The following is a 12,524-nucleotide window of genomic DNA, read 5'->3' as shown; positions in this document are numbered from 1 at the left end:
GTCCTGATTTAAATTTAATCCACTATATAAGCAGAGCGATCGGCAAATATAGCTGCCGAACTTTTAACCCTCATGAAAAACCGGTTTACAATTCCGCCTTATCTTCCGTCTTGTCCTTCTGACCGGGCAGGTAAGGCATGATGACTTCAGACAATGATTGGAAATAAGGAATACTGTACGAGCTTTGCCAATCTTCCGTTTCCGGCAAATCGGTATGAGCGCAGACCATGACCGCCAAAGTTACCAGCAACACGCCTTTGGCTGCGCCGAACACGCCGCCCAAGACTCTGTTGACACTACCCAAGCCCATCGACGACGCTGCGTTGGTCAGTATGGTGCGCAAAAACTGCTGTAAAAAACGCGCCAAAAAGAAAATCACGACAAACGAAATGGCAACGCCCAAGGCGCGCGGTTGAATCGATTTAAACGCCACTTCCGAAAACGGCACGGCAAACGTTTTAGCCAACAAAAAGGAAATCACCCACGCAAACAGCGAGCCCGCTTCGGCAATGACGCCGCGTATCATCGACATCACGATACACGCCGCGATCACGCCGAAGGCGAGTATGTCGGCTAACGGAATATCATTCATTGGTTACCTGTCCGGCAATGCCGTGTACGCGCAGTTTGTTCAAGTCGCGTTCGGCTTCGTAGGCGTTTTTGTATGCGCCTGATTTGACGCGGTAAACCTTGCCTTTATCCGTCATCACTTCGGTAATGGTTGAGTCGATACCTGCCGCTTTCATTTTGCGTTGCAGACTCAAGGCGCGTTCTTTTTCAGCATAACCAGCCTGAATCGCGGCTTTTTTACCTGATTTGACTTCGGCGGTTTTGGTTTTTGCCTTTTCAGACGACCTTTCGGCAGCAGCGGTTTTCTCTGCTTTGGCTGCAGGCTCGGTTTTGGCTTTGGCAACTTTCGCTTCGGCTTCTCTTACCGCAGAAGCTTTTTTGTTAGCCGTTTCAATTTTTTCGTATTTGGAAGCATCTACCCGAATTCTTTCTTTAGGTTCGGACGCGGATGCTGTGACGGCTTCTTTGGCTTTTTCCGCTGCCGCTTTGTGTTTCGCTGCCGCTTCTTCTTTGGCTTTTAACGCCTTACGTTCGGCAACGGCTTTTTCAGCTTTTTCCAATTGCGCCAGTTTGTTGCGTTCGGCTGCGGCAGCGCGTTCTGCCTTCTCGGCTTTAGCGGCTTGAAGCGCACGTTTGCGGGCGGCGGCATTGGCTTCGCGCTCTGCTGCTTCTTGTGCTTGAAGCTGCTGCGCTTTACGTTGCTCTTCACGATTACGGCGGCGCTCTTCCGCGCGGCGTTCGGCTGCTTCGCGCTTGGCAGCTTCGGCTTTTTGGATTTTCTCGGATTCTTCCAAACCTTTGATGTCGCTGTCTGACAGCGTATCGTTAATCAGCACCAAAGGCGGGCCTAAATCTTCGGGCGCGGCAGGCGGCGCTTCAGGTTGCGGTTCGGGCTGCGCTTGGGCGTTTCGCTCCGGTGTGCCGATTTCCTGAGGCTTGTCCGCTGCTTCCGCTACTTCGGCATCGGCATTTTTAGCCGCTTCTGCCGCTGCTTCCAAATCTTCTTTGGTAGAAGGTTCCAACACGGTCGCATCCGCCAGGTTGGCAGGTTCTGCGTTGGCATTATTCTGTTGGATGGTTGTAGTTTGGGCGTTTTCTTCTTGCTTGTTTTCCGGTCCGGTTGACAGGGCAACGCCCAATAAAACGGTCGATGCCGCCACCAACCCCGATGCCATAACCAAGCGGCGGCGGTTGCGGCGTTTGAGCTGTTCGTAACCGGTCAGAACTTCATTTTGCTTATTGTCAGACATGGAGATTTCCTTTTACAACGCCGCCATCACGTCGGCAACGGTATGAAATGAGCCGAAAACAACGATTCTATCATTTTCGCCCGCCTTAGCCAAAGCTGCGCGGTACGCCTCGCGAACGGAGGTAAAAGTTTGTATATTTTCGATATTTTGTGCTTCCAGTTTCGCCTGCAAGGCTTCCGCCGTCATGCCGCGCGGCACGTCCAAAGGCGCGATATACCACTCGTCAAACTGGTCTTTAACGATTTCCAACACGCCGTCTATGTCTTTGTCGGACAGCATGCTGAATACGGCGGTGCGTTTTTGCGCAAACGCCAGATTAATCAGGCTGCGGCGCAGGGCGCGGGCGGCGTGGGGATTGTGTCCGACATCCAAAACGGTCAGCGGACGGCCGGGCAGGACTTGGAACCTTCCGGGATTTTCAACCAGCAACAATCCGCGCTTGATGGCGCCGATGTCCACCGGCAGTTTGTCGTTCAAACATTCCAACACGGTCAACGCGCAGGCGGCGTTGGAAAGCTGGTATGCACCGCGCAATGCGGGGAACGGCAGGGAATTGCGGTTGCGCGCGGGGTCGTCTGAATGTTGCGGATGGAAGCGGTAGTTCCATTGGATGTTTTCCAATGAGGAGAAATCGAAATCGCGCTGCACCATCAGCAGTTTCGCGCCTATGGCTTCGGCGTGTGCGACCAACGATTCGGGCGCGGGGTTTTGCCCGCAGATTGCGGGTTTGCCGCTACGAAACACGCCTGCTTTTTCAAAGCCGACCTGCTCGACCGTATCGCCCAAAAACTCCTGATGGTCCAAATCCACGCTGGTAACCACCGCGCAATCGCAGTCGAACACATTGACCGCGTCCAAACGTCCGCCCAAGCCGACTTCCAATATCATCACATCGACTTGTTCGCGAATGAAGATATCGACCGCCGCCAAGGCATTGAATTCAAAATAAGTCAGCGATATTTCGCCGCGCGCCGCTTCGATGCGCTCGAAGGAAGCGGTGATGAGGTCGTCTGAAACCGGCTCGGCGTTGACGGCAATGCGTTCGTTGTAACGCAATAAATGCGGGCTGGTCAGCGTACCGACTTTGAAGCCTGCCTGTTTGTAAATCTGTGTCAGGTAGGCGCAGACCGAACCTTTACCGTTTGTTCCCGCAACAACGACGACGGGGCATTGCGGTTCGAGCTTCATGCGTTTTTTCACTTCGCTCGTGCGTTCCAAGCCCATGTCGATTAAGCCGCCGCTGTGGGCGGTTTCCAAATGCGAGAGCCAGTCTTGTAATGTTTTCATGTGTGTTTCGTTTTTCAAAAGGTCGTCTGAAACCGTCGCTTCGGAATAATGGGGACGGTTACTGCTGCTTGTGTGGACTATTTTTATATTGGGTTTAATTTGTATAGGACAAGGCGGGAAATCGCCTTGCTGAGATTAAATCGGATTCGCGTCATCCTGAGCCTGACACCAGCGCGCCCAAACTTTCAGACGACGGTAAGATTCTTTATCCGCCATATCGGGCGTAACACATTGCCGTATCGTTTCTCCGTCGGCGTTCCACTGCAAAAACAACGCGTAAGGAGTCAGCATGGTCGCGCCGGACAACACCGCGCCCTGCCCTTCTCCGTCTCCGCAAAATACGGAAGCGCGCGCATGGCGGTCGATGGCGATTTTCTTTACCGCACCCGCCGTCCGCAAATTCACCACGCGCCAAGCGTGGACAAAACTGCCCGCCAACGCCGCCAGCCCGAACCACATCATCCAGCCGTAAAACCATATCAGGCACACGGCAACTGCGGACAAATGCAACAAGACAGACAAGGCTTTTAAAGAACGGGACGGCTTCAAGGTCGTCTGAAAAGCGCGCATCGCCTTACATCATATTGTCGAACACGGGCGTAATGCTCAATTCCGCTTCTTCCATGTCCAAAACCATATCGTGGATTTCTGTATCGAAAAATTCCCAAAACGCCTTCAGGCTCATGTCTTGCGGCCACTTGCTTTTATCGATGTCCCAGCCTGCGAGTTCCGCCTCGAAAATCTGTTGGTAGCGTTCGTCAAAATAGGCAATCACGGCTTCCGGCTCGTCAAACTGCGGCACGAGGAACACGGAGCAGTTGGCACGGATTTGCTCGATGGTCAGGTCGGGCATATTTTCATCGGCGGATTTCAGCCATTCCAAAAAGCGGGCGGTCGGCTTAAGCACGACGGCGGTACGGTCAACAAAATACATGGTTTTCCTTTAAAACGGCAAAATTGGAAATGACCTCTTTGCCGTCTATATCTATCGGTTGCATTCGCCAAAGGTCGTCTGAAAGCCCAAATCTGTCTTTCAGACGACCTTTTGGCAAACTGTTAATGCGTCATTACTTGCTGCAAGAACTGTTTGGCGCGTTCGTGTTTCGGATTGGTAAAAAACTCTTCAGGCGTTTCGTTTTCCAAAATCTGCCCTTTATCCACGAAAATAATGCGGTCGGCCACTTCGCGCGCAAAGCCCATTTCATGCGTAACACACATCATGGTCATGCCGCTTTCCGCCAAGTCCTGCATCACTTTCAACACCTCGCCGACCATTTCCGGGTCGAGCGCGGAAGTCGGTTCGTCAAACAGCATCACTCGCGGCTCCATCGCCAGCCCGCGCGCAATCGCCACGCGCTGCTGCTGTCCGCCGGAAAGCTGGCTGGGGAATGCATCTTTTTTATGCGCCAAACCCACGCGTTCCAACAGCTCCATCGCCTTTTCCTCAGCCTGTTCGCGGCTTTGTTTTTTCACCTTCATCGGCGACAGGATGATGTTTTCCAATACGGTCAGATGCGGATACAGATTGAAGCCTTGGAACACAAAACCCACCTCCTCACGCACCTTGTTCAAATCCGTCTGCGGATCGGCAACATTGATACCGTCCACCCAAATCTCGCCGCTCTCAATGCTTTCAAGCTGGTTGACGGTACGGATGAGCGTCGATTTGCCGCTACCCGAAGGTCCGCAAACCACCACCACTTCACCCTGCTTCACTTCCAGATTGACGCCGTTGATGACGTGCAGGTCTTTGAAATGTTTATGTACGTTTTTGAATTTAATCATGTTTATTTTACATTCTCTAAAATTGACCAGATTTTGGCTGGTTTATCTTCGATACGTTTAACATAGCCATCTATTTTTTTCGCATTGTGTTCATAGTAAATACCGCTGCACAATACATCCATTGCATCCTTATTCAGATCACCATAACGATTATTGGTATATACCGACAAAATACAGGCTTTCAAAGGATGGAAAGGCACGCCATATTCCCGCGCAGCATCCTGATTTCCAAATAGCCATGCGGTTTTCACCAGAGCCGAAAAATTCCCCAACGTCCCCGCTTTAAACAATTTTTCCTTGATTAACGGATAATTTTTCCGTTTCTGCCTTTCCAGCTTGGCGACTTCATCCATCAATTTTTGCGAACCGTTAGGTGCAAGTTCGTCTTCCAAAGCCTTTCTATCATATTCAGCATCAATATCATGGAGTAAATCCTGTGCCTGACCATTGCCGTTTTTTGCAGCTTTCTTGAGCCAATAGTAAAACTCACTCTTCTTGAGATTCACAGGGTCAGTGGTCATTTCCAACTGCTCTGCCAGCATATATTGTGCATCTGCATCACCAGCCTTTGCCTTACTCAGCAAATCACCTTTCTTCCCACCGATACCGCCTAAGGCAAACACCGTACCTGCAATGAATATGACTACCCCGCCCCAAAGATATTTTTTAAGCATTCCATCCCCTATTTTTCAGACGACCTTACGGACGAGATAATTGCTCAGTTCCACATATTTCTCCGGCGCGATGTGTTCGGCGCGGTCTTGCGGGCTGATGCCGACTGCCTGTAAATCCTCGTCGCCGGCAAGCTCTTTCAGATTGTTGCGTATGGTTTTGCGGCGTTGGTGGAAGGCAAGTTTCACCAGTTTGGCGAAATGCTCGAAATCGTCCGCCTTGCCGATGCGGTGTTTCACCGGAATCATACGCACTACTGCCGAATCAACTTTCGGCGCAGGGTCGAACGATTCGGGCGGCACGTCAATCAGCAGCTCCATATCGAAAAAATATTGCAGCATCACGCCCAAGCGGCCGTAGTCGTTGCTTTTCGGCGCGGCAACCATGCGCTCGACCACTTCCTTTTGCAGCATAAAATGCATATCGACGACATCGTCCGCCACCTCCGCCAGCTTGAACAAAAGCGGCGTGGAAATGTTGTACGGCAGGTTGCCGACAATTTTCTTTTTGCCCGCGATGCTGTTGAAATCAAACTGCAATACATCGCCTTCATGAATCACGAGCTTATCCGCAAACGGCAGCGTTTTCAGACGACGTACGATGTCGCGGTCGATTTCGATAACGTGCAGGCAGTTCAGCTTCTTCGCCAAAGGCTCGGTAATCGCCGCTAAGCCCGGTCCGATTTCAATCACCACATCATCCGCCTGCGGACGCACGGCGTTGACAATATCGGCAATAATCCGCGTGTCCTGCAAAAAATTCTGCCCGAAGCGTTTCCGGGCCTTATGTTCTTTCATCGCGTCTCTTCAAACTGTCGATCATTATAATAAGCGCGTATTGTAACTGAAAAACAAAGTCCTGTTCAGACCCGCAACCCAAGCAGCCACCCTACGCCAATCGGGATTTCAAACCGTCCCGCAATGCAGTAATATCCCGTCCATCCTACAAAGCTCGTCTGAAAACCCGCAAGGAGCAATTTCATGCAGATGAATTGGAAAAATCTACTCTCCACACAACGTTTCCGCACGAAAAACGGCGAAATCATCCCGACTGTCACGCCTTCCACCCAAGAAGGTGCCGACGCTTTGCGCACCGACTTCCATATCGACTACGACCGCGTCGTGTTCTCCGGCGCATTCCGCAGATTGGGACGTAAAACTCAAGTTCACCCTCTAGCCGAACACGACCTAACCCACAACCGCCTCACACACAGCGTCGAAGTTGCCAGCGTCGGGCGCAGTATCGGCAACCGCGTAGGCGTTATGCTGCAGGCAGGCGGCTTTTTACCCGAAAACAATACGCCGAGCGATATCGGCGCCGTCGTCCAAGTCGCCTGCCTTGCGCACGACCTAGGCAACCCGCCGTTCGGACACACCGGAGAAGACGCATTGCGCGACTGGTTCCGCAATCCTAAAAACCAGCCGTTTTTACAGACATTAAACGACGCCGAACGCAACGACATCCAGACCTATGAAGGCAATGCCCACAGCCTGCGTATCACGGCAAGTCTGGAAATGTATCCCGACGCAGGCGGCATGCGCCTGACGTCCGCCGCCATAGGCACACTGCTGAAATACCCTTGGACGACGCAACATCCCAACGGAAGAAAAAAATTCAATATTTACCAAACCGAATTACCCTTCATCCGTCGCGTTGCCGACGAATTGGGTCTGATTGAATCAGGCAAAGACTGCTGGGTACGCCACCCCCTGTCCTACCTGATGGAAGCAGCTGACGACATCTGCTACGCCCTCTTAGACTTGGAAGACGCGGTAGAACTGGATTTACTGAGCGACGCTGAAATCGAAAGCGTATTATCCGAACTCACTTTTGAAGAAAGCACTTGGCACGCACAATCCAGCCGCCAACGTTGCGCCATGTTGCGCGGCATCGCCATCGGCAAAGCGATAGAGGACGTCGCCCAGACCTTCATGATGCACCAATCAGACCTGCTAAACGGCAACTTCAAAGGCAAAGACCTGTTGGCGCTGTGCAGCCCGCAAGTTCAAAACACCTTGGAAAAAGCGAAAGAACTTGCCCGCACACGCATTTTCCGCCACCGCACCAAACTCATGACCGAAATCGCCACTTTCCCGTGTCTCGGTTCTATTTTGGATTTATTGGTTCCCGCCGCATACGCCATGATTGCGCAAAAACAAGTCGATGTACGCCAATCCCTCGCGCTTGAACTGCTAAAAAACCACGACCCCATCCAAGAAACCGACAGCCTGTATCGCGCCTACATGAAAATCTTAGATTTCGTTGGCGGCATGACAGACAACGCCGCCGCAAAAATGGCGCAAGATTTATCGGGAGTAGGCATTTTAAGATAATTAATATCCTTTATTTTCATGCTGTTATTTTATTATAACTATTTTTATCCAGAAAATACTGGACAGCAACCGACAGCTTGTATATTATTCGGTTTTCTTGATTCACGACGCAGTCGCGAAGTGATGAAAATGCACCCGTAGCTCAGTTGGATAGAGTATCTGGCTACGAACCAGAGGGTCGGGCGTTCGAATCGCTCCGGGTGCGCCAACAAAATTATCCGCGCCCATCGTCTAGCGGTTAGGACATCGCCCTTTCACGGCGGTAACCGGGGTTCGATTCCCCGTGGGCGTGCCAAATTCTTAAAGCACAGTTTAAACAAACTGTGCTTTTTTCTTTGCTTTTAAAAATTCATCACAAACACAGCCGACTTACTTTAAACCAAACCAACACAAACAAATCACAGCCAAATCCAATATCAAAACAACACCTTACCCAAGCTCAATCCATACACACCACTCCAAAACCAAAATAAGAAAAGGTCGTCTGAAAACCCAATCCAAGGTTTCCAGACAACCTTTCAAAACATCAAACCATCAGTTCGAACCGACTTTAATCTTCTGCCACAGATTAACCGACAGTTTCTTCGCATCCGAACTCATTTGCGGCATCACGAAACCGTCTTTCATATCCTGCGCAGTCGGGAAAATGGAGCGGGTGTTCACCAGCTCGGCAGGCATTTTTTCGCGTGCAGGTTTACTTGCAGGCGCGAAGGTAACGGCAATGCCGTTTTTCGCCGCAACTTCAGGATCGAGCGTGTAGTTGATGTATTTGTGGGCATTGGCGATGTTTTTCGCATCAGCAGGAATCAACCAAGACTCGATCCAGAAGCCCATGCCTTTCGGCGTCAAGACTTCAATGCCGACGTTGTTTTTCACTTCTTCGGAACGGGCTTTCGCCAGATTCAAGTCGCCGCCGTTGCCCGCTGCGAGACAGATGTCGCCGCGCGCCAGTTCGTCAATGATAGACGGACTGAAACGTTTTACATCAGGACGGATGGCTTTCAGCACTTCCGCCGCCGCTTTCAAATCATCAGGATTTGTGCCTTTGGGGTCTTTACCCAAGTAGTTCAGCAAAATTGGGAACATTTCGCTCGGCGTATCCCACAAGGCGATGCCGCATGATTTCAGCTTGTTGGTGTATTCGGGCTTGAACAGCAAATCCCAACCGTTTTCAGGCAGCTTGCCGCCCAAAAGCTCTTTACCCTTCGCCGTAATCGCCAAAGTGTTGACACCGGAGAAATAAGGCACGGCATACTGGTTACCCGGATCGGCAGTTTCCAGCATTTTCAACAATTCGGGATCGATATTTTTGTAATTGGGAATCAGCTCTTTATTGACTTTCTGATAAGCACCTGCTTCGATTTGGCGGGGCAGGAAGGCGATGCCGGGAACGACCAAGTCATAGCCGGATTTGCCGGTCAGCATTTTGGCTTCGAGGGTTTCGTTGTTTTCGTAAAGGTCGTAGGTCAGCTTCAGCTTATTGGCTTTTTTGAAGTCTTCGACGGTACTCTCGTCAACATAGTTCGACCAGTTGTAGATGTTCAAAGTATCGGTGGCGGTTGCTTCGGCATTGGCAGCAGGCGCGCTGCCTGCTTGAGGTTGCTCGGTTTTTTTCTCGCCACCGCCGCAAGCGGCCAGCGATAATGCCGCCAATACGGCTAATACGGATTTTTTCATACGGGCAGATTCCTGATGAAAGATTGTTAACAGAAAATGAACACTCTGCACCCCATCAATACCCCGGCGCAAAGCGGGGCTATTGTAATGGAAGTAGGTGAGAACTCAAAGCAATATCTGACTGATTTTTATTGAAATAAGGCACGATTTCCCAGACTCGGGAAAACAGCGTTGCGCAAGATGTCGTTTTTGGGCAAAATACGGACGATTTGCGCGCGCAAACAGAGAAAATACTTGCATATAGAGGAATCTGTCTTTAAAATTGCGCGTTTACAGAATTTATTTTTTCAGGAGATATTCAATATGGCAAACAGCGCACAAGCCCGCAAACGTGCCCGCCAATCGGTTAAACAACGCGCCCACAACGCCAGCCTGCGTACTGCATTCCGTACCGCAGTGAAAAAAGTGTTGAAAGCAGTTGAAGCCGGCGACAAAGCTGCTGCTCAAGCAGTTTACCAAGAGTCCGTTAAAGTCATCGACCGTATCGCTGACAAAGGCGTATTCCACAAAAACAAAGCAGCCCGCCATAAGAGCCGTCTGTCTGCCAAAGTAAAAGCATTGGCTTAATCTTTTTCGCCTATCGTCTTGGTGTTTGATCACGTCGGGACAGGCAAGCAGATAACGATGCCCCTGAGGTCTTAACCTTTCAGGGGCATTGCCGTATGTGGTGCAAGTTGATGTAAACTTTTCAGACGACCTGCCGTAAAGCAGGCGCAAGGCGGTAAAATGCGGTTTGATCTGTTTTTCACACGATTAATCTCGATTTTCAGGCAAAAGGTCGTCTGAAAACACCCAATCGGCAATCCCATGAATGAAATGATGAACAAGATGTTGAAACACAATTTGGCGCAAAGCGATGTCCTAAAGAACAAAAAACCGTCATTATCCAAATGTCGGCGCGCCTTGATGCTTATCCTTGTCAGCGGAGCCGCCGCCCCTGTCGCCTATGCCGACACGGCTTTGCAATGCACCTCCATTCAAGACAATGCCACCCGTTTGGCGTGTTACGACAGCATTTATTCGGCTCAACTGCCGCCGCAAGCTCCGCTGCCCGTCATTCGCGAAGAAACCGCCAAAGCGCCTGTTGATTTACCCAAAACCATCAGCACCAGTCGTGAGAAAAAAGCGGCGACAATTGTGTTTGACGAAAATAAAGAGCAATCTACCCTTTCGGAAGATAATCTCCGCACCACAGCCGATGCCTACACGCCGTTGAGCCTGATGTACGATTTGGACAAAAATGACTCGCGCGGCTTATTGAGCGTGCGCGAGCACAATCCCATGTACCTGATGCCCGCATGGTACAACAGCTCGCCCAACCTCCATCCCCACTCCCCTTCGCGCGGCACAACCAATCAGGAAAAATTCAGCGAACAGAAACACATCGAAACCAAACTGCAAGTTTCGTTCAAAAGCAAAATCGCTGAAGATTTGTTTAAAACCCGTGCAGACTTGTGGTTCGGCTACACCCAAAAATCCGATTGGCAGATTTACAACCAAGGCAGAAAATCCGCGCCGTTCCGCAATACCGATTACGAACCCGAAATTTTCCTGACCCAGCCCGTGAAGGCAGATTTACCGTTCGGCGGCAAACTGCGGATGGTCGGTGCAGGCTTCGTCCACCAATCCAACGGACAAAGCCGCCCCGAATCCCGCTCATGGAACCGCGTTTACGCGCTGGCAGGGATGGAATGGGGCAAACTGACCGTTATCCCGCGCGTGTGGATGCGGGCATTTGATCAGACCGGTGAAAACAACGACAATCCCGACATTACCGACTACATGGGTCATGGCGATTTGAGGCTGCAATACCGTCTGAACGACAAACAAAATATTTCGTCCCTGCTGCGCTACAATCCGAAAACCGGACACGGCGCGGTTGAAGCCGCCTATACTTTCCCGATTAAAGGCAAACTCAAAGGCGTCGTGCGCGGCTTTCACGGCTACGGCGAAAGCCTGATTGATTACAACCACAAACAAAACGGCATCGGTATCGGACTGATGTTCAACGACTGGGACGGAATTTAATGCCGAATCTTGTTTTCAGACGACTTTTTATACCATGTTGCACACAGGTCGTCTGAAAGCAAAACAAACCGCTCCCCATATTAAAAACTCTCGTTTCCTATCGCCCAAACGCGTATAATGCAAGGTTTGGGCGATATTTGTCGGAATAACACAGAAGATGACAGAACAAACGGCCGAAGGCGGAAAAGTTGCCAAGGCATTAAAAAAATATCTGATTACAGGCATGCTGGTGTGGCTGCCGATAGCCGTAACCATTTGGGCGGTCAGCTATATCATATCTGCCGCCGACCGGCTGATCAGTCTGCTGCCCGAGCAATGGCAGCCCCAATATTTCTGGGGATTCAATATTCCCGGCTTGGGCATTATTGCCGCCATTGTCGTCTTGTTTCTGACCGGCGTATTCGCCGCCAATGTTTTGGGGCGTCAAATCCTCGCCGCATGGGACAGCTTATTGGGACGGATTCCCGTCGTCAAATCCATCTATTCCAGCGTCAAAAAAGTATCCGAGTCCCTGCTCTCCGACAGCAGCCGCTCGTTCAGAACGCCTGTATTGGTTCCGTTCCCGCAACCCAATATTTGGACGATTGCCTTTGTTTCAGGACACATCCCCGACAAACTCAAAGGCAGCCTGCCGCACGATGACGACTATCTTTCCGTCTATGTGCCGACCACGCCCAACCCGACCGGCGGCTATTACATCATGGTGAAAAAGAGCGACGTGCGCGAACTCGATATGAGCGTGGACGAAGCATTGAAATATGTGATTTCGCTGGGTATGGTGATGCCGGATGACTTGCCGCTCAAGGCTCAAGCCGAAATACGATGTTTAGACAAATAAACTAGAGATGGCAAACACATGATGCATGGTCCTTTTGGTCTTGATTCATGGCTATTTATAGTGGATTAAATTTAAATCAGGACA

Annotated in this window: 13 protein-coding genes and 2 tRNA genes; 6 read left to right on the top strand and 9 right to left on the bottom strand. The window is 50.8% G+C overall.

Going from position 1 to position 12,524, the window contains the following annotated elements; genetic code table 11:
- Nucleotides 1-85: 85 nt before the first annotated feature.
- The 8 genes from HMPREF2572_RS11275 to rsmA form a co-directional block, all read right to left on the bottom strand.
- Nucleotides 86-592 carry a CvpA family protein gene (locus tag HMPREF2572_RS11275; protein ID WP_070498722.1) on the bottom strand — a complete coding sequence of 169 codons (507 nt, stop codon included), beginning with the start codon at nt 590-592 and terminating at the stop codon, nt 86-88.
- Nucleotides 585-1,820: an SPOR domain-containing protein gene (locus HMPREF2572_RS11270; protein ID WP_070498719.1), complete on the bottom strand. Its 1,236-nt coding sequence runs from the start codon at nt 1,818-1,820 to the stop codon at nt 585-587. Before HMPREF2572_RS11270 ends, HMPREF2572_RS11275 begins: the two co-directional genes overlap by 8 nt.
- A 12-nt stretch (nt 1,821-1,832) precedes the next feature.
- Nucleotides 1,833-3,107 (bottom strand): bifunctional tetrahydrofolate synthase/dihydrofolate synthase, encoded by a 1,275-nt coding sequence (gene folC / locus HMPREF2572_RS11265; protein WP_070498717.1) that lies wholly within the window; start codon nt 3,105-3,107, stop codon nt 1,833-1,835.
- Nucleotides 3,108-3,242: 135 nt separating this feature from the next.
- Nucleotides 3,243-3,677, bottom strand: a complete 435-nt coding sequence (locus tag HMPREF2572_RS11260) for a protein YgfX (protein WP_070498714.1) — start codon at nt 3,675-3,677, stop codon at nt 3,243-3,245.
- Between the two features lie 4 nt (nt 3,678-3,681).
- A complete protein-coding gene (locus HMPREF2572_RS11255) occupies nt 3,682-4,041 on the bottom strand; it encodes a hypothetical protein (RefSeq protein WP_003761526.1) in 360 nt (119 codons plus the stop codon).
- Between the two features lie 122 nt (nt 4,042-4,163).
- On the bottom strand, nt 4,164-4,892 hold the full coding sequence (locus tag HMPREF2572_RS11250) for an amino acid ABC transporter ATP-binding protein (RefSeq protein WP_003740819.1): 729 nt from the start codon (nt 4,890-4,892) through the stop codon (nt 4,164-4,166).
- Nucleotides 4,893-4,894: 2 nt separating this feature from the next.
- Entirely contained in the window at nt 4,895-5,566 is a 672-nt protein-coding gene (locus HMPREF2572_RS11245; protein ID WP_070498712.1) for a sel1 repeat family protein, read from the bottom strand.
- 15 nt (nt 5,567-5,581) lie between these two features.
- Complete coding sequence (gene rsmA, locus HMPREF2572_RS11240; protein WP_016687675.1) at nt 5,582-6,361, bottom strand: 16S rRNA (adenine(1518)-N(6)/adenine(1519)-N(6))-dimethyltransferase RsmA; 780 nt, start codon at nt 6,359-6,361, stop codon at nt 5,582-5,584.
- Between the two features lie 183 nt (nt 6,362-6,544).
- Here rsmA and HMPREF2572_RS11235 point away from each other — a divergent pair, with 183 nt between their 5' ends.
- From HMPREF2572_RS11235 to HMPREF2572_RS11225, 3 genes are all read left to right on the top strand, one after another.
- On the top strand, nt 6,545-7,897 hold the full coding sequence (locus HMPREF2572_RS11235; protein ID WP_070498710.1) for a deoxyguanosinetriphosphate triphosphohydrolase: 1,353 nt from the start codon (nt 6,545-6,547) through the stop codon (nt 7,895-7,897).
- Between the two features lie 131 nt (nt 7,898-8,028).
- Nucleotides 8,029-8,105 (top strand) — tRNA-Arg (locus HMPREF2572_RS11230).
- Nucleotides 8,106-8,117: 12 nt separating this feature from the next.
- Nucleotides 8,118-8,192 (top strand) — tRNA-Glu (locus HMPREF2572_RS11225).
- Between the two features lie 239 nt (nt 8,193-8,431).
- On the opposite strand, the gene HMPREF2572_RS11220 is transcribed toward HMPREF2572_RS11225, so the two are convergent.
- Nucleotides 8,432-9,574, bottom strand: coding sequence for an extracellular solute-binding protein (locus tag HMPREF2572_RS11220; RefSeq protein ID WP_070498707.1), 1,143 nt, complete (start codon nt 9,572-9,574; stop codon nt 8,432-8,434).
- Between the two features lie 303 nt (nt 9,575-9,877).
- Between HMPREF2572_RS11220 and rpsT the strand changes: the two genes are divergently transcribed.
- From rpsT to HMPREF2572_RS11205, 3 genes are all read left to right on the top strand, one after another.
- Complete coding sequence (rpsT, locus tag HMPREF2572_RS11215) at nt 9,878-10,141, top strand: 30S ribosomal protein S20 (protein WP_002212556.1); 264 nt, start codon at nt 9,878-9,880, stop codon at nt 10,139-10,141.
- Nucleotides 10,142-10,381: 240 nt separating this feature from the next.
- A complete protein-coding gene (locus HMPREF2572_RS11210) occupies nt 10,382-11,602 on the top strand; it encodes a phospholipase A (RefSeq protein WP_070498705.1) in 1,221 nt (406 codons plus the stop codon).
- 157 nt (nt 11,603-11,759) lie between these two features.
- Nucleotides 11,760-12,440 (top strand): DUF502 domain-containing protein, encoded by a 681-nt coding sequence (locus tag HMPREF2572_RS11205; protein WP_070498703.1) that lies wholly within the window; start codon nt 11,760-11,762, stop codon nt 12,438-12,440.
- Nucleotides 12,441-12,524 lie beyond the last annotated feature (84 nt).

The organism is Neisseria sp. HMSC064E01 (assembly GCF_001808875.1).
Taxonomy (GTDB): Bacteria; Pseudomonadota; Gammaproteobacteria; order Burkholderiales; family Neisseriaceae; genus Neisseria; species Neisseria sicca_A.
This window is presented reverse-complemented; position numbering and strand designations above follow the sequence as displayed.

Coding starts and splice junctions, on each gene's coding strand:
- HMPREF2572_RS11235 (WP_070498710.1), top strand. CDS start 6,545: ATGCAGATGAATTGGAAAAATCTACTCTCCACACAACGTTTCCGCACG.
- rsmA (WP_016687675.1), bottom strand. CDS start 6,361: ATGAAAGAACATAAGGCCCGGAAACGCTTCGGGCAGAATTTTTTGCAG.
- HMPREF2572_RS11270 (WP_070498719.1), bottom strand. CDS start 1,820: ATGTCTGACAATAAGCAAAATGAAGTTCTGACCGGTTACGAACAGCTC.
- rpsT (WP_002212556.1), top strand. CDS start 9,878: ATGGCAAACAGCGCACAAGCCCGCAAACGTGCCCGCCAATCGGTTAAA.
- HMPREF2572_RS11245 (WP_070498712.1), bottom strand. CDS start 5,566: ATGCTTAAAAAATATCTTTGGGGCGGGGTAGTCATATTCATTGCAGGT.
- HMPREF2572_RS11250 (WP_003740819.1), bottom strand. CDS start 4,892: ATGATTAAATTCAAAAACGTACATAAACATTTCAAAGACCTGCACGTC.
- HMPREF2572_RS11275 (WP_070498722.1), bottom strand. CDS start 592: ATGAATGATATTCCGTTAGCCGACATACTCGCCTTCGGCGTGATCGCG.
- HMPREF2572_RS11260 (WP_070498714.1), bottom strand. CDS start 3,677: ATGCGCGCTTTTCAGACGACCTTGAAGCCGTCCCGTTCTTTAAAAGCC.
- HMPREF2572_RS11220 (WP_070498707.1), bottom strand. CDS start 9,574: ATGAAAAAATCCGTATTAGCCGTATTGGCGGCATTATCGCTGGCCGCT.
- HMPREF2572_RS11210 (WP_070498705.1), top strand. CDS start 10,382: ATGAATGAAATGATGAACAAGATGTTGAAACACAATTTGGCGCAAAGC.
- folC (WP_070498717.1), bottom strand. CDS start 3,107: ATGAAAACATTACAAGACTGGCTCTCGCATTTGGAAACCGCCCACAGC.
- HMPREF2572_RS11255 (WP_003761526.1), bottom strand. CDS start 4,041: ATGTATTTTGTTGACCGTACCGCCGTCGTGCTTAAGCCGACCGCCCGC.
- HMPREF2572_RS11205 (WP_070498703.1), top strand. CDS start 11,760: ATGACAGAACAAACGGCCGAAGGCGGAAAAGTTGCCAAGGCATTAAAA.